This window comes from Thioalkalivibrio sp. ALE14, assembly GCF_000376845.1.
Lineage (GTDB): Bacteria > Pseudomonadota > Gammaproteobacteria > Ectothiorhodospirales > Ectothiorhodospiraceae > Thioalkalivibrio.
Genome location: NZ_AQXY01000020.1, coordinates 1 through 26,375 on the forward strand (window position 1 = coordinate 1; position 26,375 = coordinate 26,375).

28 protein-coding genes and 3 pseudogenes are annotated in these 26,375 nt (G+C 62.9%); 5 read left to right on the plus strand and 26 right to left on the minus strand.

Annotated elements, in window-relative coordinates:
• Positions 1–277 (minus strand): transposase (locus tag F572_RS0102345; protein WP_196800609.1); only part of this gene is annotated, 277 nt, incomplete at its 3' end.
• Between the two features lie 655 nt (positions 278–932).
• Here F572_RS0102345 and F572_RS14695 point away from each other — a divergent pair.
• The 4 genes and pseudogenes from F572_RS14695 to F572_RS14955 form a co-directional block, all read left to right on the plus strand.
• A pseudogene (locus F572_RS14695) lies at positions 933–1,166 on the plus strand (hypothetical protein); the annotation flags it as partial.
• Positions 1,167–1,410: 244 nt separating this feature from the next.
• Positions 1,411–2,103 (plus strand): hypothetical protein, encoded by a 693-nt coding sequence (locus tag F572_RS0102355; RefSeq protein ID WP_018158340.1) that lies wholly within the window; start codon positions 1,411–1,413, stop codon positions 2,101–2,103.
• Between the two features lie 90 nt (positions 2,104–2,193).
• The gene (locus F572_RS15605; RefSeq protein WP_196800610.1) at positions 2,194–3,036 is read left to right on the plus strand and encodes a DUF2971 domain-containing protein; all 843 of its coding nucleotides are present in this window, start codon (positions 2,194–2,196) and stop codon (positions 3,034–3,036) included.
• Between the two features lie 141 nt (positions 3,037–3,177).
• Positions 3,178–5,067 carry an ATP-dependent endonuclease gene (locus F572_RS14955; protein ID WP_018158341.1) on the plus strand — a complete coding sequence of 630 codons (1,890 nt, stop codon included), beginning with the start codon at positions 3,178–3,180 and terminating at the stop codon, positions 5,065–5,067.
• Positions 5,068–5,293: 226 nt separating this feature from the next.
• Here F572_RS14955 and F572_RS15880 read toward each other — a convergent pair.
• Together F572_RS15880 and F572_RS0102365 are read right to left on the minus strand one after the other, a co-directional pair.
• Positions 5,294–5,413 (minus strand): annotated as a pseudogene (locus tag F572_RS15880) (WGR domain-containing protein); the annotation flags it as partial.
• A 79-nt stretch (positions 5,414–5,492) separates the two neighbouring features.
• Positions 5,493–6,074 carry a recombinase family protein gene (locus tag F572_RS0102365; RefSeq protein ID WP_018158342.1) on the minus strand — a complete coding sequence of 194 codons (582 nt, stop codon included), beginning with the start codon at positions 6,072–6,074 and terminating at the stop codon, positions 5,493–5,495.
• A gap of 151 nt (positions 6,075–6,225) precedes the next feature.
• Between F572_RS0102365 and F572_RS14705 the strand changes: the two are divergent.
• Positions 6,226–6,507: pseudogene (locus F572_RS14705) on the plus strand (IS5/IS1182 family transposase); the annotation flags it as partial.
• 146 nt (positions 6,508–6,653) lie between these two features.
• Here F572_RS14705 and F572_RS15610 read toward each other — a convergent pair.
• The 23 genes from F572_RS15610 to F572_RS0102490 all read right to left on the minus strand — a co-directional run bounded on the left by F572_RS15610 (position 6,654) and on the right by F572_RS0102490 (position 26,360).
• A complete protein-coding gene (locus F572_RS15610) occupies positions 6,654–7,130 on the minus strand; it encodes a hypothetical protein (RefSeq protein ID WP_155984566.1) in 477 nt (158 codons plus the stop codon).
• Between the two features lie 128 nt (positions 7,131–7,258).
• Complete coding sequence (locus F572_RS0102375) at positions 7,259–8,032, minus strand: AcaB family transcriptional regulator (protein ID WP_018158344.1); 774 nt, start codon at positions 8,030–8,032, stop codon at positions 7,259–7,261.
• A gap of 897 nt (positions 8,033–8,929) precedes the next feature.
• Positions 8,930–10,456 (minus strand): conjugal transfer protein TraG N-terminal domain-containing protein, encoded by a 1,527-nt coding sequence (locus tag F572_RS0102390; protein ID WP_018158346.1) that lies wholly within the window; start codon positions 10,454–10,456, stop codon positions 8,930–8,932.
• Complete coding sequence (locus tag F572_RS0102395; protein WP_018158347.1) at positions 10,453–10,791, minus strand: hypothetical protein; 339 nt, start codon at positions 10,789–10,791, stop codon at positions 10,453–10,455. The genes F572_RS0102390 and F572_RS0102395 overlap by 4 nt, the downstream gene beginning before the upstream one ends.
• Complete coding sequence (locus tag F572_RS0102400) at positions 10,788–12,131, minus strand: integrating conjugative element protein (RefSeq protein ID WP_231410885.1); 1,344 nt, start codon at positions 12,129–12,131, stop codon at positions 10,788–10,790. The genes F572_RS0102395 and F572_RS0102400 overlap by 4 nt, the downstream gene beginning before the upstream one ends.
• Positions 12,132–12,141: 10 nt before the next feature.
• Complete coding sequence (locus F572_RS0102405; protein WP_018158349.1) at positions 12,142–13,164, minus strand: TIGR03756 family integrating conjugative element protein; 1,023 nt, start codon at positions 13,162–13,164, stop codon at positions 12,142–12,144.
• 11 nt (positions 13,165–13,175) lie between these two features.
• On the minus strand, positions 13,176–13,571 hold the full coding sequence (locus F572_RS0102410) for a TIGR03757 family integrating conjugative element protein (RefSeq protein ID WP_018158350.1): 396 nt from the start codon (positions 13,569–13,571) through the stop codon (positions 13,176–13,178).
• Positions 13,568–13,993, minus strand: a complete 426-nt coding sequence (locus F572_RS0102415; RefSeq protein ID WP_018158351.1) for a hypothetical protein — start codon at positions 13,991–13,993, stop codon at positions 13,568–13,570. Before F572_RS0102415 ends, F572_RS0102410 begins: the two co-directional genes overlap by 4 nt.
• Complete coding sequence (locus F572_RS0102420; RefSeq protein ID WP_018158352.1) at positions 13,990–16,755, minus strand: conjugative transfer ATPase; 2,766 nt, start codon at positions 16,753–16,755, stop codon at positions 13,990–13,992. The genes F572_RS0102415 and F572_RS0102420 overlap by 4 nt, the downstream gene beginning before the upstream one ends.
• Positions 16,755–17,138, minus strand: coding sequence for a TIGR03751 family conjugal transfer lipoprotein (locus F572_RS0102425; RefSeq protein ID WP_017941432.1), 384 nt, complete (start codon positions 17,136–17,138; stop codon positions 16,755–16,757). The genes F572_RS0102420 and F572_RS0102425 overlap by 1 nt, the downstream gene beginning before the upstream one ends.
• Complete coding sequence (locus tag F572_RS0102430) at positions 17,131–18,537, minus strand: TIGR03752 family integrating conjugative element protein (RefSeq protein WP_018158354.1); 1,407 nt, start codon at positions 18,535–18,537, stop codon at positions 17,131–17,133. Before F572_RS0102430 ends, F572_RS0102425 begins: the two co-directional genes overlap by 8 nt.
• On the minus strand, positions 18,522–19,304 hold the full coding sequence (locus F572_RS0102435) for a TIGR03749 family integrating conjugative element protein (RefSeq protein ID WP_018158355.1): 783 nt from the start codon (positions 19,302–19,304) through the stop codon (positions 18,522–18,524). The genes F572_RS0102430 and F572_RS0102435 overlap by 16 nt, the downstream gene beginning before the upstream one ends.
• Entirely contained in the window at positions 19,304–19,930 is a 627-nt protein-coding gene (locus F572_RS0102440) for a PFL_4703 family integrating conjugative element protein (protein ID WP_018158356.1), read from the minus strand. The genes F572_RS0102435 and F572_RS0102440 overlap by 1 nt, the downstream gene beginning before the upstream one ends.
• The gene (locus F572_RS0102445) at positions 19,927–20,259 is read right to left on the minus strand and encodes a TIGR03750 family conjugal transfer protein (protein WP_018158357.1); all 333 of its coding nucleotides are present in this window, start codon (positions 20,257–20,259) and stop codon (positions 19,927–19,929) included. The genes F572_RS0102440 and F572_RS0102445 overlap by 4 nt, the downstream gene beginning before the upstream one ends.
• A gap of 38 nt (positions 20,260–20,297) precedes the next feature.
• Positions 20,298–20,672, minus strand: coding sequence for a TIGR03745 family integrating conjugative element membrane protein (locus F572_RS0102450; RefSeq protein ID WP_018879198.1), 375 nt, complete (start codon positions 20,670–20,672; stop codon positions 20,298–20,300).
• Between the two features lie 12 nt (positions 20,673–20,684).
• Positions 20,685–20,918: a DUF3262 family protein gene (locus tag F572_RS0102455; RefSeq protein ID WP_018158359.1), complete on the minus strand. Its 234-nt coding sequence runs from the start codon at positions 20,916–20,918 to the stop codon at positions 20,685–20,687.
• Complete coding sequence (locus F572_RS0102460; RefSeq protein ID WP_038033978.1) at positions 20,915–21,217, minus strand: RAQPRD family integrative conjugative element protein; 303 nt, start codon at positions 21,215–21,217, stop codon at positions 20,915–20,917. Before F572_RS0102460 ends, F572_RS0102455 begins: the two co-directional genes overlap by 4 nt.
• Before the next feature lie 309 nt (positions 21,218–21,526).
• Positions 21,527–22,270: a TIGR03747 family integrating conjugative element membrane protein gene (locus F572_RS0102465; RefSeq protein WP_018158361.1), complete on the minus strand. Its 744-nt coding sequence runs from the start codon at positions 22,268–22,270 to the stop codon at positions 21,527–21,529.
• Positions 22,270–24,351: a type IV conjugative transfer system coupling protein TraD gene (traD, locus tag F572_RS0102470; protein WP_018158362.1), complete on the minus strand. Its 2,082-nt coding sequence runs from the start codon at positions 24,349–24,351 to the stop codon at positions 22,270–22,272. The genes F572_RS0102465 and traD overlap by 1 nt, the downstream gene beginning before the upstream one ends.
• On the minus strand, positions 24,348–24,878 hold the full coding sequence (locus tag F572_RS0102475; protein ID WP_018158363.1) for a PFL_4695 family integrating conjugative element protein: 531 nt from the start codon (positions 24,876–24,878) through the stop codon (positions 24,348–24,350). The genes traD and F572_RS0102475 overlap by 4 nt, the downstream gene beginning before the upstream one ends.
• Positions 24,875–25,375, minus strand: coding sequence for a transglycosylase SLT domain-containing protein (locus F572_RS14965; protein ID WP_081611938.1), 501 nt, complete (start codon positions 25,373–25,375; stop codon positions 24,875–24,877). Before F572_RS14965 ends, F572_RS0102475 begins: the two co-directional genes overlap by 4 nt.
• Positions 25,354–26,124 carry a TIGR03759 family integrating conjugative element protein gene (locus F572_RS0102485; RefSeq protein WP_018158365.1) on the minus strand — a complete coding sequence of 257 codons (771 nt, stop codon included), beginning with the start codon at positions 26,122–26,124 and terminating at the stop codon, positions 25,354–25,356. Before F572_RS0102485 ends, F572_RS14965 begins: the two co-directional genes overlap by 22 nt.
• Positions 26,121–26,360 carry a hypothetical protein gene (locus F572_RS0102490; protein ID WP_018158366.1) on the minus strand — a complete coding sequence of 80 codons (240 nt, stop codon included), beginning with the start codon at positions 26,358–26,360 and terminating at the stop codon, positions 26,121–26,123. Before F572_RS0102490 ends, F572_RS0102485 begins: the two co-directional genes overlap by 4 nt.
• Positions 26,361–26,375: the final 15 nt, after the last annotated feature.

A 26,375-nucleotide genomic window follows, 5' to 3' on the forward strand; every position in this document is an offset into this window, starting at 1 on the left:
CGGAGGTGAAGTGCCGGCCGCCGCCGGACCGATCCCGGGTCTTCGGCACCTGAACCGGCACATCGCCGATGCCGGTCTGGACCCGGCGCTCCGGCTGATAGCCATTGCGCACCACTGCCCGGCGCCCGTCCGGCAAGCGGTCCTCCGCGTAGCGCTCCATGAACGTCTGCAACTCGGCCTCCACCGCTTGCTTGATCAGATCCCGCGCCCCGCGGCGCAGCAGATCGGTCAACGGGTCCTCTGGTCCGTTCGGGATGTCTGTCGTATCGTGAGCCATGGTGGCGTATCTCCTCTGGCTGGCTGGTTGGTCGCACTTCCATTCCAGCCGGATACGCCGCCTTCCTCAATCCCCCCGTACACCACTTTCGACAGTAACTCTGTGGAAGCTCCTATGGATAACACTTTTTCTATGGCCACTGAGCGGTGCCGCTTCTAATGTGGATAAAGCGACCATGGTGAGCCAGTTGTCTCAAGAGCAATTGGATCGGATAAACAGAGGGGCGATGGCCCGACCCCGCTCCGAAGAAACTCCGCGCACATACATATCCAACGATCTTTGGAAGTGCTATCTAGATAGGCTACCGGGCGCAGCCAATGACACCGTAGCTAGGCAACTACAACGCCGATGCGATTTGGAGAATCCAAGGGTCGAAGAACGCCAGGAGCCTATTCGCGGTGGCATATTTCGTCAGATGACCCCGGATCGTTGTTTGGAGAAAAACGCAAAAAGAACTGTGAGTGATGTTGCGGTACGCCAAATACGGATTGCTTGCCGGAACCTTTACGAAGACGGGTAGTCGTCCGCTTGGGCGGACAGTTTCCAGCAAAGCGACCAGTCCATAAGTTCCAATACCGGAACCAACGGACGGTCTGGCTGGGTTGGTGAGCACAAAAAACCCCGACGGCGCCTGGTAAACACTACCGGGGTCTGGCCCGAGGCCGCCGCCGACACCCCGACCGAACCGACCAAAAAGCCCAACTGGCCCAAATCCATGCCCGACCAGGTCGAAGCCGTCCGCCGCCTCCTCGCCATCGGCCCCCAAACCCCGGAAGCCCTGGCCAGCCACTTCAAGCGCAAACCAACGAAGTCCATCACCCAGGTCCTCGCCGCCCTCCAAATCCTCGGCCAGGCCACCACCGACAACGACCACTGGCGCCTGACATGACAAACGACCAGAAGCCCAAAGGGTTCACGGCCCGACAATGGCCTTCAACCGCATCCACCCTCGCGCGAGATAACACGGTGCTCAAAACCGCCCCCGCGAAACATCTGATTGATTCACAGCCGCTTTCTGATCCCACGCGCCCGGCTCAATATCCAGTTGAACACGCGCGCACGTTCATCCGATATCCGCGCGCGCTATCCAATCACTGTTAGACGCTACCGATGACAAAATCTGAGGTGAACTCGTGAAACATAAGCTCTCGTTTCTTGTAGACCAAGTGTTCCCTGGTTTTTTTGCGGACGTTCAGAGGGTGCAATCCTCAGAAGCCAACTATGCCGCTCTGCTGTATCACCACTTGATGATCAACAAGTACTTGCCAACCCAGGTGTGCACCGAGATGTACACCGCTAACCTCTTGAAGGACGGCATCCGGCCGGACTTGGTTATATTTGATGAAGAGATAGAAGGTCGCTTTAACTACTTTAAGGATTGCGACCGGTCTCAAAGCAATACTCCGGTAAAGCAGGCGCACCTTCGCTGCGTCATTGAAATTAAGGGAGGCTCTCAGCAGACAGAGAGCGGGCTTGCTAAATACTTCAAGCATGACCCGCTGTGCGAGGACCTCAAGAGCGAACCTGAAAAACGGAAGAAGACACAGAACTGCGCGCTGGCGATAGATATAGAAAAACTCGCCATGTGGGCGGATGTGTTCGGGACTGTTGAGACTGGGCGCGACCACATATTCCTCGCACTCGACATGAAGAGTCCAAAAGGGCCGTGGCCAAAGCATATCCGTGATGCTTTTGGCCAGTACTGTGCGGAGCACAGGGTGAACATGGTTTATTTTGCGCAAGGTGAGGACGCCCTCTGGCATTATGCGCCCGGTCGAAAACCGAGAATCATTGAGGTAGCGCGGCGTCAGAAAGCCCGCGTCTAACCAGGAGCTCGAGCCGACCGGGTAAAGCCGCCTCGCGGCGCCTTCACCCGGCGGCTCAGCTCTCGCGTTATGCATTCGGAGGTTAGGTCCGTGTCCGTTCAGGATGAAATCGCTCAATTTCACAGAAACCACCCGCATCCGGACGCGGCTGGACAGGACTCCCTGTTTCGATTTGGACGCGCTACGCAGCCCGAGGAATTTCTTAGAACTCTCTTTGTCGACGCTAAGTTGTACCATTCTCTTCCTGATCAATTTAATGACCCCTTCGAAGCCAAGCCTCATTTCCGCTGGCCTGATAGCGGTAAAGAAGTGCGACAGATCCGCAAGCACTTAGTCAGGGTAGCTCAGGAATCCGGCGCGTCGAGAAGAGAAGCTGAGGCTAGAATCTCGAGAGCTTTCTCGAAGCCAGGGTTAGTTAAGAGAGCGATACGTAGTGCTGTTCTGAGAACACTAGGGAAAGCTAGGGTTTGTAGTTTTACGAATTCTAAAGACAATCTACTGTTTTGGGCACATTACGCCGATTCACACCGAGGGTTCTGCGTTGAGTACGACGCAACTTTTTTGCCAATTTCATATGCCTTTAAGGTTCAATACACGCGAAAGTATCCGGAAGTGCAATATCCTGCTCCGGAAGATGCCAGAAACTTAGAGTGGCTGTTAATAAAATCTAAGGAATGGGAATACGAACAAGAATTCCGGACACTGTTTGTGCCCTCGGCGCAAAAGCAACCCAAGAATGATGGCGAATCCCTCCTGCTTTCAGGTGAGGAAATAAAAAGTGTCTACTTTGGTGCACTAATGGATGACGACCATAAGAACCAGATAAAAGAGCTGGTGCAAAAGGGCCCCTTCAATCCGTCATTTTGGCAAGCTAGTTTATCTGAATCGGAATTCAAACTAAATTTCGAGCGCCTCGAAGCGGACGATGCATAACAAGGCGCTCAAGTTCGTTCCGGGCCTGTCGGCCCTCCACCGGACGCAGCAAAGCTGCGCCGCTTAGCTCAGACGTTAGGCTCTCAGCCCGTGCTGTGGCACCCTCGATCAAGTCCTTCCAAATACTAACCTTGGTGGCTAATGAAAATAACCGGGTTCGACATCAAGAACTTCAAGGGAGTGAACGCGGCTACCGTCAAGTTCCGCGACAGTGATGCCGCGCGCGTGCACACCCTGGTTGGCTTAAACGAGAGTGGCAAGACGACGCTCCTTGAAGCCATGCACAGTTTCTCCCCCGATGGTGAAACCGAACTGGTCGTCAAAAGTGCGGGGAACCTCGAGGAGCAGCGGGAACAGTGGGTGCCGCGCGACAAGATCTCTATCTTCACCGGAGAAGTGAGCGTTGCCGCTCACGTCGCCGCGACGGCGCAGGACTGGCTGGAATTCGAAGAACAGTTTAAAGCAGCCAGTGGTCTCGATTGTGACCCCGAAGGATTTAGAAGCGAGTTTACGGTCCGCCTCGTCCATAAGTACCGGAACGGAGACTACCGAGAGACCGTGACCAACGTTAACCTCCCGGAGTTCAGAGTCAAGACGCCCCGAGCAAGGAAGTTCCGCACGCCGGCCAGTGACGAGACAAAGACCATTGGCCGAACGCTCCGTTCAATGTTGCCGACCGTTGCCTACTATCCCACGTTCGTGTTCGACTTCCCGAAGAAGATTTATCTGACCGGGAGAGACACTTCCGCGCGAAACCGATTCTACCGCCAACTGTTCCAAGACATCCTCGACTACGACCAAAGCGGGTATACAATCGAAGAAAGCATTCTTGCAAGGCTCCACAAGAAAGAAACCCAAGGTGTCTGGGAGAACTGGTTCAGCAGCTTCGTCGGGACAACTGAGGAAGACAAGGTAAAGCAGGTTATAGCACGCGCGGAACAAGCCGTCACGAGACTTGTGTTTTCCAAGTGGAACGAAGTTTTTGGCGAAAAGGTTGGCGCCAAGGAAATCGCTATCGACCTGCAATACGAAAAGGGGCGGCCGGTAGAAACCCCGGAAGGCGGCGAGGAAGAGCCGACCGTGCATGATGCATATATCCGCTTCAGGGTGAAAGACGGCGCCAGTTTGTTCTCTGTGGAAGACCGTTCTCTCGGTTTTCGGTGGTTTTTCTCTTTCTTGCTGTTTACTCAATTCCGCATTCATAGGGACGCAAAGCGGCCGACACTATTTCTTTTCGATGAGCCTGCATCGAATCTTCATGCCGCTGCGCAGAAGAAGTTACTGGAGAGCTTTCCTGCGATTGCGCGTCCGCCACATCGCCTTATCTACTCTACACACAGCCACTATATGGTAGAGCCTCGGTGGCTGGAACAGGCCTACATTGTCTTCGACAAGAACTCTGTCCCTGACCACGAGATAATTGACGACAGTGTCAGGGCGGACTCGAGCGTAGACATCCAGGCAGTTCCGTACCGGAAATTCGTAAATGAGAGGCCTCAGCAAACGAGCTATTTTCAGCCGATCCTGGATACCCTAGAAGTTCAGCCCTCTCACTTTGACTATCGCACTGGTGGTCTAATCGTAGAAGGGAAGTCTGACTACTACGTCCTTCGGCTATGTTGCATTGTGTTAGGCGAAGATATTGGCCCAATTTTTCCGGCAAACGGTTCCGGAGCAATGGGAGCGCTTGTAGCGCTGCATCGGGGTTGGGCGCTACCCGTTCGTGTGCTGTTCGATGGCGATCAAGGCGGAAAGGATGGGAAGCGGAAGCTGGCACAGGACTTCGCTGTTGCGGAGGAAGAATCGATAACCCTAAGCGACCTAGACCCTCGGCTGATGGCGATCGAGAGTATTTTTTCAGAGAATGATAAAGACCAGATGGTCGCTGGTGCAACGGGTAATCCGAAAACTGTGATGCTCCGGCGCGTGCAGGGGATGATCGCATCGGGTGAGGTGCCGGCCTTTACAGAAGAAACACGCGGCAGAATGCGAGCTGCGGTTGACGGGCTAAAGCAATTTATTGCGGAGTAGGAACATCGTTTTTAGTGGCGCCTAAAAAGGCCTTCGATCCGACCGTCTAAAAGCCGCTCTTCGGCTTTTAGACGGTCGGATCGAAGCAGGCTTGGGGATGGTCGGAACCTATACCGTTTGTGCCTATTGGCTCGACTTATCGAAATCCCTTTTCGGGTAAGCCCCTTGCCCTTCTTCGTGCCATTCCCTTCCCGAGCCTTTCCCTTTTGCCCTACGCGTCGTTCGGTCAGCCCGTGTAGCTGCGGCGGCCTTTGGCTGCGGCCCTTTGGGTGAGCATCACCTTCGCCTGGTCCAGGGTGCTGCACCAGTCTTCGCGAGTGGTTCCTGGGCGCCCGATACGACCCCATTCGCGACAGACGGCTTACCCACCGCAAAGGCCTCGCTGAATGAACATCCAGCGGACATCGATGCTGACAGAGGGGGCCTCATTCATCGCTATTGTCACGGAGCGCGGCTCGACCGCCGGGAAAGTGGCGATAGAGCGTGGCGGGCGAAACATCCAGTTGCTTGGCGAGTTCGCGCACGGGAGCATCGGAGTGGGAGAGGACGGTCCACGCAAAGGCCAGCTGTTCGTCTGTAAGCGCTGGGGGCCGTCCGCCGGTGCGGCCACGCTGGCGTGCGGCGTCCAGGCCCGCACGGGTCCGCTCCTGCATGATGGAGCGCTCGAACTCGGCCACAGCGCCGAATACGTGAAAGACCAGCTTCCCGCCTGACGTCGTCGTGTCGATGGACTCGGTGAGGGACTGGAACTCGATCCCGCGCTCCTCCAGATCCCCAACCGTTGTAATGAGCTGCCGCATGGATCGGGCAAGCCTATCCAGTCTCCAGACCACCAGGACGTCGCCCTGCCGCATGTAGTCCAGGGCCTCCCGAAGCTGCGGGCGATCGCGCTGGGCTCCCGATGCGCGGTCCTCGTAGATCCGGTCGCACCCGGCCTGCCGCAGGGCATCGGTCTGGAGCGATGGGTCTTGGTCACGGGTTGAAACGCGCGCGTACCCGACTTTCATGGGTCTTCTCTCTCGAAACTCATCTCTATGCTAGGTTTTGCGACACAAGGTTTCAAGAGACAGTTTTGAGACACTTAGGCGGGGGTGATCGGGCGGCGTCGCGGTGTCCGGCTCAATTCTCTCGAAAACGATCGTTTTTGAGAGCCGCCGCTTAGTAATCGCACAGGTGGACTCGGGGCCGGATGCCGCGGCAAACGCCTCGGGCGCGTTGCAGGTGCCGGAGTTGCTCCACGGCGCGGAACAGAGCCTGCATGACGATGCCGGCTACATCGGCGTGGAGAGCCCGCACATCGCGCGCAATGCCGGGAGGCCCCGAGCGCGATCAGACCCACGCTACTGGGGCATTAAGAAGAACACCGCGCAGCTCCACAGCCTGGTCGCCCTGGAGAACCTGTACCGCGCGCGACGATGGGGGCTCCTGCCGCAGGGGTAGTGTGCGCACAGGACCGGAAATTGCCCCTGTAGCCACCCAAAACAGCGGTTACAGGGGATAAAACAGGCCCGTCGTGGCCCAATGCCCTCTCAAAAACACGGTAGCGGGACATGGAGCCGGATGTAGGGCCATTGATCATTGTTTCCTTAGTAGCCCGCTGCCTTTAGTTGATCGATCATTTCTGGTCCTTCTTCGCGGTCTGTATGCCGTAGCAGAACCTTTGCATTGTGGGCCATAACGTGAGCTTCTCGTGTCGCGTGAAAGCGAGCTGAATAAATTGCTGATACCGCCATGAAATCCCCTGCTACAAAAATCCAATGTTCCGCCCCTCCGTCGGACCGGTCAGTTATTGCACAGGTAGCAGCAACCTGCGCCGCCAGTTTAGCTGACGCGGCAGCGGCCAACGGCCTGCCTTGTCGCCCCTCTCGAGCCGCGCTATCGTCGTGGAACTCAAGCGTCGATACGTCGCATCGCCGATTGCTTGATTTTCTGCTCGCATGAAGATCCTGAATAATTTGATTAACTTTAGCATCCGAAGAGACGGGGGTGTCAGCCTGCAGGGTGACGCTAAAGAAGCCAGTCAAGAACGCAACCCCAATGCCGACGTAAATAATATTTCTCATCATGCTCTCCCTTGAAAAGGCAAGAAAAATAACAACATTTGTCCTGATTAGAAACTTGAGTCAGTCACTCCCGGCCGCGAAACAGGGGTACCTTCTCGGGCGGTAAAGAATCATCCGTTACCCAACAACTAGACCGATGCGACGTCGCCCTGCGTGTTGGGCGCGTTCTGTTTGGGCCTCATCTCCGTTGAATCGATCACGATCGGGCCCGTCCAGCATGCATCGCCCGAAACGGAAAAGATCGCTTCGGGGACAGGGCCCATGCGCTTCTCCGCCTCTAGGGCGTCCGGAGTACGGTCCCGAATATCGTCAACAGTAAGTGGGAAGTGGTGATACCGGATCGAAGCCCTCAGGGCCGTTCGCATGTGCTGTCGGTACACCTTGAACCGCTGCTGGAATTCTTCGTTGGGCATCTCCCCCAGCGACCGCAGAAAAAGCATTGAGGCTTCGAGAAAGTCTCCGTCCTTGATGAGGTCACGAGCAAGGAGCCCGAGTCCGGTTTTGATACGGATCTGGAGGGTATCCTTGGGGTCCGTAATCGGAAAGGTGTCAAGATTGAAGCCTTTCCCCAGCAAGCGGCGATCCATTTCATCGAGGGCCTCGTCAATCGGACCGCGCGCTTGCTCCATGGCGAGACGCGCCCGCTGCACCCACCACGCGCCAAATGGGTTGCCGCGAGCGGCATCCCGCCAAGGGTCTCGCATCTTCCGCTCGTAGAGGTAGAAGCCCACGATGATGTGCTGAGTGATGCGACCGTCTCCGTCTTTTACGACGGGCCGGCCGTTCATCATCATCAGGCCGGTGTTCGTGTAGAGCGGGAGGTCCTGGGTCAGGGCAATGCTGGGTCGCCCGGTCGGTACGTCGTAGCCCGGGACATCAAAATCGTTCGTTTCTTCAGTCATGAAGGGTTCCTTCCCATGCGGGTAAAAGATCGAAAAATCGAACGTGGAACGTCGAAGCGAAACCCTGTGAACAGGATCACCCTCAAGGAAGGGTACCAGTAGAAAGGTACGCCGACAAAAGCCATGTTCTGGGGTTGCGATCCGGCGAACCCGATGCAGATTGGAGGAAACGTCCGAGGTGGTGCGGGCGCTCCTCCGGCTCGGTCGGTTCGAGGTCGAATACCGCGCCGAAACCGTGCAGTAACTCAAGCGGACAATCCCGTCGTCGTGACCTGCAACCACACCCGAGACTGGACACCGGTCGATCACGTCTTGCTCAACCTACCGAAGGTGTTGCATCGATCAATTGAACTCACCGCACCTATCTTGACAAATACCGAAGGCTAACTCACCTATGCCGCCCGTTTGGCCCCATTTCGGGCGGGCGTCACGAATTGACCGGTGACGTGGGGCGTGACGGTTGCAGCTATGGGGCACCTGCGCTAATAGTGTGGCTATATCCGTTGAAACGTCGTGGGTAGCGGAATGGGTCTTCTTCTAACTCTGATTCTTCTGTTCCTGGTCGCAGGTGTAGGCGCTGCCGTGCGCCAACATGGCTGGGCTCAAGGTGTACGCCGCTATGGGGCAGGCTTGGCCGGCTTAGGTGCGGGCGCGGCGAACGCGGTTGGGTTTGGTGGCGAGACCGCCGAATCCGAAAGTTCAGACGCCCCTCTCCCGACGGCCCTAGACCACGATGACGCGTTGGAAACGTCCCAGCTGCCTGGTGACGCGAAGATCCCGGGGTCCTACACCTACGAGGAAACCAGGGATCTTTGGGAGCATCCAAGCAACCTCTGGCATGACTGGCACTTCGGCGAAGACGATTGAAAGGGCCTTCGTATGACGCGGTCGCCGAACCTACCGTCGGCGGCTGCCTTCCATGAGCTTGTTGCCGGCGCGAGATCCCGCACTGCCCCCTGCATCGTGCATCTTGCCGGTAGTTTGACTGCCCGCGTTCAAGCTGTCTTTGACCTTGAACCCAGCCCATCCCACGATCATGCTGAACACCAAGGGAAGACCGATGTGCAGGAGCCCGGTCGCCATGGTGATCATGCTGTCCTTCATGCCCAGGTCTGGTGAAAATAACGAACCGAACGGCACATTCAGATAACCTGCGCCGCCCGGATACAGAGCGGCCGCCATGTTGTCCTCCAGCCAACGACTGACGGCCCACAGATAGCTCCAGAACGTGATTGTCAGGATCGCCATGGTCGCCATGAATACGGGACCCCAGGAGTACAGCGACACCACGAGCAGGATCGGGAGCAGCATGTAGATCCCCATCAGGAGGAAGCTCTGCACGATCGGGGCCGCTTCGCGGATCGTAAGCATCATGGGACCGTGCGAGAACATTTCCTGCTGAGCGATTCCGAACGAAGCCGTCAGGCGGGAGAATAGGCCGGCGTTGGTGTCGGAATTGACCAGGCCACTCGTCACATGCGGTGCGCTGACCGCGGACTCCTCGACCAGCCTCCGGATCATACGGTCCTCAAGTTCCTCGTCCGGCGTGCCGAACCAGCCGGACATGCTATCCCGAGCGCCCTCCCAAAACGTCGTCTCCATTTCGCCCAGGATCTGTTGCCGAAGCCCGGGTCCTCCGTTCCCGCTCCACCAGTCCGCGCAGTGCGGGCGTCCGAAATCCGGTTCCGCACCCTCGTTGTAATCTGGATCGTCGCGGTCCGGTACATAGTCGAAACCGTGTACGGGGCTATCGGCCCTGTAGCGGTCATAGAATCCTTCGGTTTGCAGGTAGACCCGGGAACCGATGAACTCCGGATCGTCCTGGCCGTGCTGCTCCAGAAGGGCCGAGACGTCCGGGCGGTCTTTCTGGAAGCGGGACCGAGCCGGGACAAAACATTCGTTCATAAAGCGCTGTACGTTCTGCGCCACCTCCGGATCCGAAATCCGTTGGAGGTCCAGCTCGATTCGGGTTCGCACCATATCCTCGGGGCAGCCGATCCCCGCGATCGCCGCGCCCGTGATCCCCTTCGAGATCGCCATGGTCGCGTACCACCAGACCGGCACCGAGGCATTCGTGAGATTGAAGGTGTCCGAGTACGTGGTGTCCTCGATGTCGGAAACGCCGGGTGTCTGATTGCAGGCGTCCTCAAACTCCAGCTCACTGAGCGAGAGGGGCCAGATCGGCTGTGCAGCCAGCACGACGACCGAGAGCGCCTTTACGATCTCGACCTCCATCATGTGGACGGACTTCCGGCTCCCGGCCTTGGCCTCCTGTCCCGTGTAGTTGTCCACGAAGGCCCGGATCACGATGATCAGGAAGGGGATGAACGCAATCCCCGAGAACACGAGGATGTCCCACAGGTTCTGAAACTGCATCCACCCAAAAATGGTGGTGAATGCTTCGAGGGGATGGCCAACGTTCATACCACTAGCTCCACGGCACGGCCCAGCAGGTTCTGTCCCAGCAGGATTTCCAGGATCACAAGCCAGGCCGCGACTCTCCAGCGCGCGTCCACCAGGCGCCGTTGCGACTCCGGCGGCAGGTGCCCGCCGAGCCAGGTCACCCAGTACCGCCAACCCAGCACGACCGCCGCGATCAGCAGCCAGCGCCACCCGGCCAACAGCCATTCAGCCCGGTTCAGTCGGGCGCGTACCGCCTCTGCCCCTTCGATCATGTGCCACCCGATACCGGCGACGATGACGATCGCAAAGGCGGCGACGACCCCAATCAGGAGGTGGCGCGGGATCCGCGAAATCATGGCGTTGGCACCACGCCGCCGCGCATGGGGGCGGTCTCAAGCGGGTGAGGGGACGGTGTCCCGATGGATGCGTTGGTCCGGCGTTGTGCTTCACGCAGGATCGACCCGGCCGTATTCGACACCACGGCCTGACGCGCCTCGATCTCCATCATCAGGGTGTCGATCTCGGCGGTGATCTCCTCGACGCCGTCCCGGATGTCTTCGCGGGCGACGCCGGCCGCGTCGATCTCCGGTGCCTTCCGCCCGCTCAGCAGCATGCGACGGGTCAGAAGGGCCTGCTCCATCGTGCGCGCGGTCGCGACTTCCTGTGCCAGCCGTCCCGCCGCCACCATCCGGTCGGATTCCGGGAGTTCACGCAGTGCCTCGATCAGGCCGCGCGACACCCCCACGCCGGGTGCCGAAACGTCGCGCAGATTGCTCCGTGTCGGATTGGTCGCGCCCGAAACGAGCTGCATCAGGTCCTCGCGGACCTGCTGGTTGGTTTCTTCGAGGATGGGCAGGAGGCCCACGCCGGGGGTGGTCTCGCTCTCGCATCCCTGGCAGGTGCGGATGTGCTTGTCCCCGAGCACCCGGGTTGCCCATTCCTGTGCCTCCTGCGGGCTGCTCCAGGTCCGCGCGAGGAGGGGCGTGTCTCCGCCCCCTGCATAGGGTGTTCCGGCGTTCGGGGGCCGATCCAGGGTGATATTGTAGCCCGCTTTGACGGTATCGCTGATCACATCAATCGGTTCTTGGCCCTGTCCACCCCGCCGACCTCCGATCCATTCGGCCCCGTCGTTCCCGGCGTTCTGATCAATGTCCTCCTGGACCTGCACGATGTCGCCCCCGGAGCCCATGGCCGCACGCCAGTCATCGCCCTTCGAGAGCGTGACCCACTCCTGGTAGGGGTTGCGGCCGTCCGCGATGGCGGCCTCCATTTCCTCGCAGCTCTGCGTGGCGAGCGACAGCTCCTCCTCGGCCCGCAGCAGGTTGTTCTGGAACAGGTCGTACAGTCCCGGATTGGACCGCTGGAGCACCATGGCCGGCAGGGAGGCGATCGCATTCGTGGCGGCCTGGACCATCTGATCGACCATGTCTTCCATGCCCTGAGCGACTTCGTTCAGCGTGTTCTCGATGCTCAGCAGGGGGTCGAAGCTGCCACAGCTATACCCCGCGCTGGCCTCCGCTCCGAAGGCCAGCCGGGTCGTGGTAACCGTGGGATTCGGGGCATTGGAAATGGGTTCCGCGCCGCCCACCTCGTAGTACCAGATCCCGTCTTCGGACGGAACGAGGGCATGGCCGGCGGTAGGTCCCCAAAGCGCCGCGCAGGCTGTAGCAGCGATCAGTGTTTTCCGCATCCGCATGATCCGTCTCCTAGAACGTGACAGAGCCGAGGTAGACCTGGCCCCCGATTTCGCAGCAGTTGTACGGTCGCCAGAGCGTCCAGACGTAGTTGCCCTTGAGGTTGGTCTTGTCACTAGACCAGCCCTCCGAGTCCTCGGTGTCATCTTCCCCGAACACCTCGCAGGCGTTGGTGTCCGTGGGCATGTGCATCTGGAACGTGCCGGTCTCTTCGTCCCGTTCCACCAGTTCGGGGGGAAGCCACACGCGGTAACCGTCCTCATGCACCACGTCGTCGCCCGGGAGCTGCTCGTAGACATGCCCCGACTGGTCTTCCCGAGTGGTAATGTCGCCCGCCCGCTGCGCGACGATCGCGGCCGCCTTGGCATCCTCCGGCTGGGAGACATAACCCGACCGGGGGTACACCGCACCCCAGGTGTAGTCGTCCCACTCTCCGATCTCCCGTTCACCCTCCTGGAGGGATTCGAGGTAGAACATTTCGGGCACCGCGTAGCGCCAGGCGAGTACGCTGGTCGCGGACTGGTAGTAGGGGTGGAAGGCTTCGGCCGTGGCCGCGCCCGGACAAATGTACGGGACGTCGATGTACTCCAGGATCTCCATGAAGGGGTGCCCGACTACATCCGCTTCCTTGAATCGAAGCTGACGGGCATCGCGGGAATGGCGCCCCTCCAGCGTGTTCCCGCCGCCCACGAAAGCGTCGAAGGACAGGATCGATTCGGCGGCGGATTCCTGTGCGGACCCTAGCGCTCCCCGGATCTCGGCCCACGGGTTTTCGCCGGTGTTCTGGTAGGCCGAAATGACGGCATCCGGGACGTAATGCCGGATCCGCTCGGTGGTGACTACGCTGCAGCCGGTAATGGTGCAGCGCAGCCACAGACAGATTCCGATGATTTCCCAATTCAGGCAGGACGAGAGGGCGCTGCTCGTCTGCGAAGTGATCTGGGCGGTACTGATCGTGTCCGGGTCCTCGGCCTTCGCGGGGCTTCCAACCAGCAGGCAGAGCGCGGCCACCATCCCGGCGCCGGTGCTGCGCATGGACCCCCGGATCATTGCCGCCACCGTTCATACTCGCGCAGGCCGCGCGCGAGATCCGTTGTGCCATACACCACGGCCTGGCCGTCGAAGACGATGGCCGGTACTTGTTCAATGTTCAGACGATAGGCGCGCAGCAGCGGATCGTAGGCGGCTTCGAGATCCCGATGCGCCCGGGCGTCCAGGCGCTCCTGAGCGATCGCGGCCGCGGCCTCGGGGTCGGCTGGAAGCCCCTGACTCAGGGCCTCCGTGGCTCGGTCCACGGCGTCCACATGATGGATCTCGATGGGGATCCCCCGGCGGTCGGCCGGCGTGGTGGATACGGTCGTACCGGTGGTCACGAAGACCTCGATCTGCCCCGGGTCGGCGCTGACGGGGCTGATCCCCACCAGGAGTAGAACGGCCATCATTCGTCGCATGAGCGGCCTCCTGCGCTGGATTTCGAGGGAAGTTGCAGCTGCGCCCGGAAGCGCCGTTGGGGTTCGTTCAGCATGCGCTCGCACACCCGGCCTTCTGCCTCAGCCAGACGGATCGCCAGATCCCGAAGCGGACCCTTGAGCGTCTCGGCCTGCTCGAACTCCCGGGCCAGTGTCACGGGCGAATGCCCGTGCAGTGTCAGTTCCATCAGCACGCCGTCGCGTTGGGCATCGGTAAGCCAACCGCCCTTGTGGATCAGCTGGCCCTCGCCCTGCAGCGGGAGGGTGTGGATCTCCAGGTGCTCCGGGATGCCGTCGTGGCCGGGCATCAGGAACAGGCCCTTGCGACCCCCGGCGACCAACAGCCATTCGGTCCAGGCGAAGTCGGTGGCCCAAAGGGTGTGTTGATTGATCACGGCGCGTCTCCTCCGATCCGGCGCGCGACTTCTTCGGCGGCTTCGACTTCCGAGCATCCCAGCTCGTCCATGATCTTTCGGCGTTCTGATTTCTCGTGCTTCTCGGTCATCGCCAGGGCCAGGGCGATCGGGGGTGGGACGTTGCGGAACAGGGTTTCGACCTGGTCGGCCAGGACCACGCCCTCGACGTACTTGCCGGGTTCCTTGCGGGCTCCGAGCAGCAGGCTCTTCTGTTCGCTGGTGAGGTCCTTGAAGCGGGCGATCTGCTCGATCTCCTCCTTCGGCATCACCAGGCACATCCACCACTCCATCATGTTGAGCATCTTCCGGGACGCATCCGGGAAGTCCTCCAGGTTCTGCGTGGCGATCCAGAACCAGGCCCCGAGCTTTCGCCACATCTTCGTGATCTTGACGACGTAGGGGGCGAGCAACGGATTGGTCGTGATCATGTGGCCCTCGTCGGTGAGCACGAGGGTCGGGCGTTCGGAGTGCTGGTGTTGCTCGACCAGGTCGTTGATATGGTTCATCAGGCCGACATAGGCCACCGTGAGCTGATCCTCGTAGCCCTCGCGCGCCATGATCCCCATATCGACGATCGTGACGTCGGCCTCCGGCCAACGCTCGCCGGCCCGGTTGAAGACCTTGCCGGCGAACCCGTGACAGAACACCTCCATCGACTGCGCCATTTCGCTGACGCGCTTGCGGCGTTCGGGGGAATCTTCCTCCTTCGCGACCTCGTGCAACCCGGCGACCACGTCCTCGGTCAGGACCTGTTCGCGCCCTGCGGCGCGAACGTTCTTGGCGGCACGGAGGATGCCGTTGGCGATGGCGGTGTTGTCCGGGCGGCGCATGTGCGCCTCCTCGCGAGGATCGCCACCGGTGATCATAATTTTGGCCGCGATCTGCATTTCGCCGAGCAGGTCGCGTCCCTCCTCGATGTCGTCCTCCTCGTCCTCGTCGGGGGCGTCTTCCTCGTCCTCGTCGGGGGCGTCTTCCTCGATCTTCTTGTCTACCTGGGGGTCATCGAGGAGCTGGGTCGCCGCCGCGAACGGCGGCAGGCTGACCCGCTCCTTGGGGGTAAGGGAGACCTGATTGACCGAGACGCCCCGGTGGTCCAGGTACTGTCCCAGCAGACCGAACGAGTTGCCGGCCTCGATGATGAAGATCCGGGGCCGATAGACCGCCACCATCTGGAGGATCAGATAGGTGAGCAGGGCGGATTTGCCGGCCCCGGTGGGGCCGAGGATCAACGCGTGGGCGTTCTTCTTCCGGTCCGAGGGATGCAGCGGATCGAACATGAGGGGCTCGGCGCCCCGGTTGTAGAACAGAAACCCGGCGTGGTCCGTCCCCTTCGTGCGGCCGTAGAGGGGGAGCAGGGCGGCGAGGTGGTCGGCATACACGTAGCGGCTCCGGCGCGTGACGCGCTCCAGGGCCGGGTCATAGGCCATCGGGAGCGCGCGCAGATAGGTGTCCAGCGGGAGCAGCTCGGCCTCTCGGGTGATGATCTGCAGGCCATTCGCCACCAGACGCGAGGCCAGCTCGTTGCGCCGACGCACCAGCTGCGTGTCGTCCTCCGCGCGGATATAGAAAGCGATTTGGGTGGGGTAGAGCTTGTTGCCGCGCGCGAGTTCTTCCTGCGCGGTCTCCACCTCCTCCAGTGCCAGCCGGGATTCGATGTTGTCCCCACGGGACGCGGCGTGGATCTGCCCGATATGGTTGGAGACCTGGTCCTGCGGCTGGATGGTGATCGTGACCGAGAGGATCGTGCCTTCGGGGGCACGGTCGAACAGCGCATAGATGTTCTCGCCGGCCTGGCGTTCCGCCGTGAAATGCCCGGTCTTGGGGGCTTGCCGCAGACTCTGGACGTTCAGCACCGCATGGGGCATCCCGTCGAAGCGCCAGACGCCGGCCTCGGCATCCGACACCGGCATCGAATAGGTGAACAGTTCGGCCAGGTCGCGGCCGAACGGGAGATCCTCGTCCCCCGGATAGGGGGCGACGTTCAGCAGCTTCTCCGGGTCGCCATCGGCCACCTCGGGGCGGGGGTTGAACCACGGGACGAGCCATTCGTACAGGTCCTGCGCCTTGCAACGCTTCACGCCGACTCCAACGGCCTCCAGGGAGGTCGCCCATTGGGCGGCCACCTGGTTGAGGGTCTCCTCGGGGGACAGATCACCCGCGATCGAGCGGCGGTACAGGCACGCGCGCACGCGCCGTTTCTGCCCGCGCCACGCGCCGCCGGTGACCTGCTGATCGACGAAGAGACCGCCCTCCTGCGAGATCCGGTGCAGATGGTCGTCCACCTCCGCGAGGTAGGCGTCCCGAAACGGATTGTCTTCGGACCGCTCGCGGGAGTAGGACCGGATATGGTCGGTGACCCCGCCCAGCGCGGGATCGTCCTGCACGAACACCTGCAGCACCCACGGGGACCCGTCCACTTCGGGAACCGAATCGGTCAGCGCGCCCTGGATCTGTTGGCGCAGGTCCTCCATGTACTCGGGCGTGCGCGCCTCGGAGCTGGCCGGGATCAGCTCGAACAGCGCACCAACGCTGTTTTGGTCCTCCAGGAGGAACACCTGAGTCGTCGGGTCGTAGTCCGTCCACGGGAGCAGGTCCGTGAACGAGTTGGGCCGGCGGTAGAGGTCCTTGACCTCGGCCTGCGTTACCGGCCGCGACCCACCCAGGTTCGGGTCGGGCCCCTGATTCTCGTCTTCATCCCTGGCCGAACGGCCGGGGAGGAGCGAGGTGAGCATTTTCAGCATCATCGGGCTCCCGCCTCTCCGGGGAGTGCATAGTGGTGGCGGTCGTACATCGGGAACGACGTCGAATACCCGGGCACGGGCACCTCGTCGCGACCGGCCAGGTGCGGGTAGACGAACATCACGAGCGTCGGATTGGGCACCCGACTGAATCGCGTCTCGATTTCGTCCTGGGCGGATCGGGTGTAGCCCGCGAGATCCGCCGTGCCCTCCTGGACGTCTCGGCCGATCGGCTGTTGCAGCGCCTGACGCGCGGCATCGACATCGGTGCGCCCCATGGACTCGAAGTGTCCTTCGTACACCTCGTCCATGGTGGGCCCGTCCTTCGGGATCACCTTGTCCGCCGAAGTGGAGGCGCAACCGGCGGTCAGGACCGCACTAATCAAGAGTGCGATAGGTAGAGCGGCGCTCGAACGCTTCATGGGAGACCCTTCTGCCTTCAAGTTCATAATCGATCCTCAGTTCCCGGTCGAGGTGGACGGCGACCGTCTCGCCGGCGGGGGCGAAGACCGCGTCGAAGTGGCTTTCCTGGCGCTCCCGCAGCCACTGCGCGACTTCGCGGGCGGCACCGGAAGCCGCGCGGCCGGCAATGAACTCCCCGGTGTCGCCGGTGACGATGTTCTGTGTGAACCCCTCCTGACCCACGATCTGCGTGGTCTGAGCGGCAGCGGCGGCGTCCGCAGCGGCTTGTGCCGTCACGATGCCGGTGGCCTGCGCCAGGTAGGCCGGTGCATTGGAAATGCGATCGCCCGGGATGCAGGGAACGCCCTGCTCGTTGGAGATCCAGCCGAGGGTGTCACCGGAATCCCCATCGGGATCCGGCAGAGTGCGAACGGTGCCGTCCTGAAAGACGAAGGTGACCGACTCCACCGAGCCCCGGACACAGGACAGTGTCCAGTCGCCCATCGCGGTCCCGGAGAAGATCATCCCCTCGATATTGGGGATGTCGATGTCGTTGGCGGCCAGGTTGCGTTCGCCGACGATCACCTTGAACGGCACCGGGTCTTCGACCGTCCCGCTGTGCGGTACACGCCCGATCAGGGCCGTCATGGCAGTGGAGCCCATCAGGGTCGAATTGCGCGGCACCGTGTACCGGGGATCTTCCTCCGGCGTATCCGTGCCGGTGGCGCGCGCCGCCGTGTCGCGGGCGTGCTCCACGCCGGCGGCGCCGCGATCCCGGATGGTGCCGGCCACCGACCGGCTGCGATCGAGGAGTCCGCCCCCTTCTTCTTCTGGGTCATAGCCCACGGGATTCGTCCAACGCAGGGTGTCGGCGGACTCGGGTTCGGCCGTGCGCGTGCGGTCCTGAATGACCGGGGCCTCGTCTTCCCGAATGCCTAGACCGATCGGAATGTCGCTCCCGGGCACCAGGTCGGGGTCCTCTTCTTCCCGCTGCTCCAGCTGCTGGCCCATGTCCTGTACGCGGGAGCTGAGCTGGTCCATGCGCCCGAGGAGTCCCTCCAGGTGGCTCTGGCGCTCGGGGTCCGGCTCCTGCCGTGCTTCCTCGGCCAGCTGCTCGCGCATCCGCTGGTTGTCTTCGCGCAGTTCGCGCAGCTGTCGGCGCGTCTCGCGCTGCTCGGCCGTCAGGGTGCGGATGGTGTCGGTGGCCGTGTCCGCGTCCGGTTGCGCCGCCGCCTGCCGCTGGTCCAACGAGTCCGGTGCCTCGGCCGTCGGCTCGGTGCCGCAGGAGCGAAGCATCACCAGGATCATCAATGCGCCAACGGCCAGGCCGATGATCGGCAGAAGTCGATTGCCCTTGGTGGAAACCATCAGCGCACCCCCCAAAAGCTCTCGTCAAAGGGGCGATCCGACACGACATACACGGCGGTCGTGTCGGCTTCGTGGCCGGCCGGGTGCAGCCGTGCATGCTGAAAGGTGGCCGTCAGCCAGTCGCCCCGCAGGTCGCGGGGGTCGAGCGTCACCGGGGATTCCGTGGCGTTGCGCAGCTTGACGGCGGTGACATACCAGCGCCCGCCACGCCAGGCCGCGAGCGGTTCGGCGGTGACGGCCGCGCCCCGGACCAGGCGGACCGGTTCCTGGTTCAGCGAAACCTGGCGCACGCCAGGCATCTGCGGGGCGAGACGGCTGGGGCCGTACAGGGATTGGGACGCGAATCGCGTCAGCGCCACGTAGTCCAGGTTCTGGTGGTCGGGTTCGGCGTCGGGGACGTCCGTCGCGCGGTCCCGCCGGCTCCCCGGCCGATGAATGACGACCTCATTGGCGCGCGCCCCGTCTTCGGCCGAAAGGTCGAGCATGAACGTCGCCCCGGACTCGACATCGGCAATGACGGCGCGGGCGGGGCCGAACGAGGATTGCGCCTTGAGGTACACGATCCCATCGTTCGAGAACACGCGGACCTGATCATCAATGTGAGGTGGAAGCCCCACGCGGACGTGCCCGGCCGGGAAGCGGATCAGCCGCTCCTGCCCGACGGGCAGGGTGACCTGGACGGGCGTACCGTCCCACGTAATGCGGTCGGGGCTGTCGCCGGCGGTGGCCGACACCGGCCCCGCGAGGGCCGCGATTAGGGCAATGGCGAGGATCGGTCGCATTACTGCTCCTCCTCCGGGTCGATGCGATAGGGATCTTGGACGAAGCCCGCGAGGGCGAGCCCCCAGGGGTTCGCTTCAGGGTCGATGTCGTAGGCGACCACCCGCAGGGGGTAGCGGATGAACACCTGCTTGACGCGCTCGCCGTCGATGCGCTCCTCGACCTCCACGTCCAGCCATACGGTCCACGTACCGTCGCCCGTGGCTTGCACGCGATCCGGGGTGTAACGCAGGCCGTCGATCTCCCGGATGAACCGACTGCGATGCCGCAGCTCGCCGCTGCGCGCGCGTTGCTCCCGGTCCGCTTCGAGGGTTTGCTGAAAGCGCGGCGTCAGGAACGCCTGCAGCGACCAGAGATTGTCCGAGTAGTCCTCGCGGCCGTCCTTGGGCCAGCGATGGACCTGCTGCCAGATATAGAACGCGAAGGTGTACACCGACGCGGGATGCACCTCTCCGGCTTCCAGAACCCCGCCGGTCCGAAGATCCGGGGGGATGTGCACGGTCAGGCGGTCGGGGGCCTGCTGCCATCCAAACCACAGGCCGAGGGCCACGACTGCCATGACGGCAATGACGCCCCGGAGGGTGTTGATGTGCGATCGGGCACTGTCGAGTTCCTTGCGGTATCTCACGAACGTCTCCCCAGGTCCCAGGTCCCGCTGCGCAGCGTCACCGGGACCTTGCGCAGGCCGCTCCGGTGCAGAGCGAGCATGGCGCGTTGTTGGTAGTAGCCGGTGGGGCGGCCCCGCTTGATCTTCTGGAAGACCGTGGCGGTGATGAACACGGTTCCCAGCACGGCGACTGCCGCGATGCCGACGCCCATCATCGGAGCGCCGACCACGAAACCGAGCAGGATCCCGACGGGCAGCCAGCCGATCACGGCGAGCACGAGAATGGCGAGCAGCTCACTGGAGGAGCAGCCACGAAAGATGAGCGGCTCCTCGTTGAGCCGTTCGGCCATTCGGTTTTCGAGTCCGGGTGTCGCCATGACGAAGAAGCTCAGGACTCCATGATCGACATGGCTTGAGTGACGAAGAAGCTCAGGACGAGGAGGATCACAGCACCCACCACGCCGAGCAGACCGACTTCGCCCCATTCGGCCTTTCCTTGGCGGGCCTCATTGAACTTGGTCAGCGCGGTCCAGGACACCCACAGGAAGGAAGCGATGGCGATCAGCGTCCCGAGGAGGGTCGCTCCCTCGTAGAGGTAGCCGCGCATGAGGTCGATCCAGTTGCCGGCCGTGAACCCTCCGTCGGGCTCGGGGGCCGTGGGCAGGTTCTGCGCCCAGGCGGGTGTCGTGTGCAGGGCGACCACCACGCCACTCAGGAACATGGTGCGGGCGCGAGCCCAATAGCGTTTACAGGTACTCAACATCGTTGTGTCCTCCTATGGACGGATGAAATAACCCACGAGCATCACCACCACGGCAGCTCGAATGGCGACCCACAACAGGTCCAACATCGGTATTTCGCGGTCACTCCAGGCGCGGAACTGGCCCATCACGACCCACATGAGCCAGATTAGGTAGGTGACCGCGACAATCGCCGCGATCGCGAGCCCGAGATCGGCGCCACTCGCGCCGGCCCACTGCTCGAACTGACTGGAGGCATCGCCGCTCACCGGCGGTAATCACCACTGAGGGGCTCGACCCGGCGCGGTTGGGCGCGCGGTGCCCGGAGGTGCTCCTCGATGCCGGCCTGAACCCGATCCAGGTCGTGGCGCAGCCAGTCGTACTGGAAGCGGATCCGTGCGTCGGGGTCGGCATGGGCTTCGGCCTGATCAACCAGTGCGTGCAGGGCCTGAATCTCGTGAGCGAGTCGGCTCAGGCTCTCGCGTTCCGCATCGCGGTCGGCCAGGGCAGCCGGTGTGAGGGTGATCATCACCACGCCCGTAGCGAGCGCGACAAGGGTCCTGTGCATAGCGTGTGACTCCGAGACGTTAGCGTGAGCCACAGTCTTCTGATTCCCGGCCGTGGCGACTACGAAAAATCCTCAAACCGATCGCGAGGGTTTTTCGGGCGCCAGGGTTGAGCCCCTGCGCCGTGCGATTCGAGCCTTCGGAAAGGGCGGGTTTGGCGAGGGTGAAACGTGGGTGGGCCGAGCAGACTGCATCGCAAGCCCGAGCGGGAGTGCGGCGTCGAACGTCGGTGGTAAGGGGTTTGGCGTCCGGCCGTCCGGGGGTGGAGAAACGCTATGCGCTCGTGACACTCGCAGCGGCGGGTGGGGTTCTCAGAGGTATTTCTTGAAGCTCGAAGCGGTAATGGCGATGGTGATCGCATTGAGCAGGGCGAACGGGAGAATGACCCAATTCGGGTGGACCGAAAACGGCAGTGCGAGGTAGACCACCCAGGCCATGGCGATCGAGGGCGCCATCAGCCGTTTCGCGTGGTGGTAGACGAACGACGATTCGCGGCCACCCCCCCAGCGGCGCAGATCGCGCTGCACGAGTCCATCGACCAGGGCGACCATGGCGAACAGGACGAACACCGGCATGGCGAGGGTCAGCACCCCCAGGCGGAGGGCGAAGACCTGCGTGATCGCCATGCCGGCCAGGACATAAGGCTCAATGGAGTGATACCCGTTGCGCAGAGAGTGCACGATCCGGCCATCCTCGGGGTGCGCGGGAATCGACAGCCACTCCACGAGCGAGTGGATCCCCGTGTACTCAAACAGGAAGCGATAGGACACCTCCGCGAAGCTGCGCGCGTAGCTCCCTGGATCCGCGGTCAACATGGACTGACGAAAGTCCTCGTTGAGGTAGCCGATCTCGCGTTCGAGCATCTGCTGGCTGTGCTGGATGCCTTGCTCCGGCCAGATCCACGTCATGCCGACCCATTCCGCCACCAGGGAAAACAGCAACGCCGCGAGCAACCACAGGACGAGCTGCCCCGCGAGGTTCAACGTTCGCCCGATCAGCCCCGGGTCGCGCTGCTGCGCGGGGTGGCTCGATGTCTGCCGGCGCGCGCTCGCCATCAGGCGGGTTCCTGCGGGGCGACCGGCATGGCGGTGTCCTGCCACCAATGCTCGGCGGTGGTGTAATCGCGCTGCATGCGCTCGGCGATGTCGGCGAGCGACCCGGGCATCACCGGATCCGCTTTACTGTCCGGAAGCGGCATCCGGATCTTCCAGAGCTGTCCCCCCTCGATCAGGGCGAACGCCTGACCCTTGGGCAGGGTGACGATGTCGGACGGCGTGAGCAGCGGGACCTCGGTTACCGTGATGCGGTCTTCGTTGCGGCTGGAGAAGTGCTGGTCGGATTCGGGATCGGCCGAATCGTTGGTGCCGGACACCTGCATGAGCGTGTTGATCTCGACCTGCGGAAGTTGCTCCGTGAGCATTTCGGCGGTCGCGTACTCCTTCACCCGCAGCATGACCAGCGTGTTGAAGTTACCGGCCACCTGGCCGGCCTTGGACTTGGATCCGATCCGGGCCTCGACGTCGGACCAGGTCTGCGTATAGGCCGTGACCTGGAACCCCGCGCCACCGGCCTTGTTCAGCAGGGGGATGAACTCGTCGCCGATCAGCTCGTTGAACTCGTCGGCATGCACGTTGACGGTCGGTAGCCCCGACCGACCACCATCCGGCAGGCCGTCGTCCTGCCCATGCTTGTACAGCTGACCCGCGACGGAGCAGAGATCCGCGAACATCGAGTTGCCCACGGCCGCCGCGACGTCGGCATCCGAGAGCGCGTCGAGGCCCACGTAGACGATGCCGCCGGTGCGGATGATCTCCCGCCAGGAGAAGATCGGGCGAGGGTCGTCGGTGTCGAGATAGTCGGGGGCGATCAGCTCCGCCGTCTTGCCGGTGGTCAGCTTTTCCATCAGGGGGAGCAGCGAAGCCACGATCTTGTCGAAATAGGTCTTGTCGTACTCGAAGGCGCTGCGCAGGCCGTCGGCGACCGGATCGAACAGCCCCTGCTCCTTGGCGTAGAGCATCAGGGCGACGGCACGCTTGTCCCGACCCTGCAGGTTGCGCGGTAGCTGGCGTTCGTTGGTGTTGGCCTCGCGCCGCCCCACTTCCTCCTTCCAGCCTTCGGGGGCCACGCTGGGGAGCCAGTGCTCGTAGTATTCGATCAGTAGCGGCTCGATGTAGGTGATGTGCCGGAGGATCTGTTGGTAATCCGGGCGTCGGCCCAGCGCCACGATCGCCTGAGACACGATGTTCACGAATCGCCACGCGAACTCCTTGAAGGCGGCACTGTTGCCTTCGCTCGGGAGCTGGTTCGAGACACGGGTGGCGACCTCGGTAATGCGGCTGAACGACCCGACGGCGTTGTAGCGTGCCGAGTGGTCGGGGTAGCCCAGGTGAAACATATAGAACTGGTCTTCGCGCCCCGCGCGCCGGGCCTCCGCATACATCCGCTTGAGCAGCTCGGCATCCCCCTTGGGGTCGATCACGATGGTGACGTCGCCGCGCCGGATGTCCTGAGTGATCAGGACTTCGGCCAGCCGCGTCTTGCCCACTCGGGTCGTACCCAGGACGAGGGTGTGCCCCACGCGCTCACCGAGATCCGTCCAGGCATCTTCCTCGTCCGGTTCAACGGCGTGCAGCGCGGGTTTTCCCCCCACGGGAGGCAGAGGGGCCAGGGGGTTCCACCAGGCCCGCTTCCCGAGTGCGCGCGCAATGCCGCGCAGCCCGGGCGTGGACTCCCACTGAACTTCCTTGCGACGGGCCCAGCGGTACAGGGGGCCGGGATCCACGTAATGCTGGACCTCCGGCCGGATCGTGTCCCGCAGGCGCTGCGTGTGCTTCTGCGTCCAGCGGAACCCCCGTCCGAGGTAGAGCTTCCGGCGCGAGACGGGGATTTGTTTCGCGCTCATGGAAAACTCGGGCAGCTGTCGGAGGTGGCGGTGATACCGCACGATCCGCCACCCCTGCCGCGCCCGGTGCACGGCCAGTGCCCCGAGCATCAAAGCCGCGACCCAGGCGATCGAGGGGGTCATCATCAGGGCCCAGGGCGCGGCGATCGCGATGACGGCGGCGGCGCCGGCCACAAAGGCGGAGTAGAACTCGACCGGCGGTCGTAGCAGGGCCTCGACGGGCAGCTGGCTCACTGTTCGATCCCCTCGCGCGAGATCAGGACCGGGTAGACGTCGAGCTGCAACCGCTCGGCGAGATCATCGCCGTGCGAGAGCTGGACCGGGATCCCGTGCGCGGTGTCGCGCACCCGTTCGAGGTCCTCGGGGGTCTCCGCCTGAACGAGCATGCACACGGCCCCCGCCTGCATGAGAGCGACCCGGTGGTGTTCCAGCCAGGCGAGCGATTGCGGATCCGAGCCCACCAAACAGAGTGGCCGCGGCATGTGCTGAAGCGTCTCGCGGACATGCGCCGGCGGCTGTCCCTGCAGCGGTGCCACGCGCAAGCGGGACGGCTCGATGGGCAACATGCGCTCGGCCGCGTCGTTCAACGGGGGGAGTGCGGCCGTGTTGCGGGGCGTGGGCTCCTCGGCACCCTCCAGGCGCTCCAGGTAGGGGGCCGCCGGACGGCCCTCGCCCGTATCGAGGATCACCTCCAGGGCCTGCGCAGAGGCAGAGACGAAGAGAAGGGGCAGCAGGGCGGCCAGGGGGGACTTCACGATCACGGCAGAGCCTCCAGATGGTGTTGGACGCGGGCCCGGTGGCGGGCGGCGTTGGTGGTGTTCGAGGGCGCGTGATAGAGGCCGCTGGCTTCCAGCCAGTGGCCGCTGCGTTCGTACTGCTCGCGCAGGATGGCGGCACCGATGCGGAGGTTGCGATAAGGGTCGAGGGCCCGCGCCGGGTCCTGGAGACGCGCCTCGTGCCAGCGCCAGTTGACCTGCATGAGCCCTATATCGATGTTCCGCTTCCCGGCCGCGAGGTGGCTTTCCAGGGCGTCCAGCGCTTCCCGGTACGTGCGGTATCGCTCCGGCCGCCCACCGACGTTGAGGGTCCAGGGCCACGGCCGCGCCGCACCCGTGGACAGCCGTGCGCCGGACTCGGCGGCGGCGAGGGCGTACAGGACATTGGCCGGAACACCCTCGGCCTGAGCGACGCGGTGGTAGCCTTCAGGAACGCCCGCTGCCGCCCGGGTCGCAAGCGCTAGGGCAAGACCGGCTGCCAGCGCTGCCCGGAATGCCGCAACAGCGAGGGCGTGTCGTGATCGGCCAGCGTGCCGTCGTCGTGATTGAGGGTGATACGACCGGCTCGCACCAGGTCGATCGGGACCGCGTTCTCCGCCGCCCATCGGCGCACCTCCTGATCCGCATCGGTATCCGTCAGAAAGACGTCCAGCCGCCATTGGGCCCCGTCCTGCAAGCGCTCCACGGCGCGTTCCAGGATGTCCCCGCAGCGGTTGCAGTCGCGGGCGGCGACCAGGACCACGCGATCATCCGCACGGAGGTCATCCAGGGTGGGCGTACTCGGCTCACTCATGCGGGGCGTGGCACCCGTCGCGGAGCCGGACCGGTCACGCGGCTCGATCAGCACCCTGTCCGGGTAGAGGCGATCCCACGCGGCATCGTAGGCATGCTGGAAGGCCAGTTCTCCGGTGACGCGATCCCGCTCCTGCTCCACGGCCAGCTCGGCGTAGTACCGACGTTCGCGCTCGGTCTCTGCATGAATCCCCAGGACCCATATCGGGTCCAGATCCGGCGACCAGAGTCCCCGTGGACCCTCCATGATGGCGTCGTAGCGTTCCCACTCGGCGTCGGAGAGATCCCAATGCTGTGTCCGGGCCGGTGCCGTTTCGACGCCTTCGGACGCTCGGGCCTCGGCGCGGGTCGCGTCGGACTCGACCGAACTGGCCTGAACGGTGCCGGACAGTCCGGCCGTCACCAGCAACGCGATCACGGAGTAGCGAGGCCGGGTCATGGGTACCCCCGCATGCAGGGTCGCCCATCAATGAAATAGACCCGCTGTTCCCATTTGGACGAAAGATCGGCTTCGACCCGGGTCCGCTCGGCGACCTGGTCAAGGCAGGTCGGCGGCGGCTCGGGAATCGCGACGGGCTCGACGGGGGGCGGATCGGGTGTCACCTCGGGTTCCGGTTCGTGCGTGGCCGCGATGACGCCGACTCCAATCAACAGCAAAACGACAGCTCCACCCATGATGGTCTCCTGCTC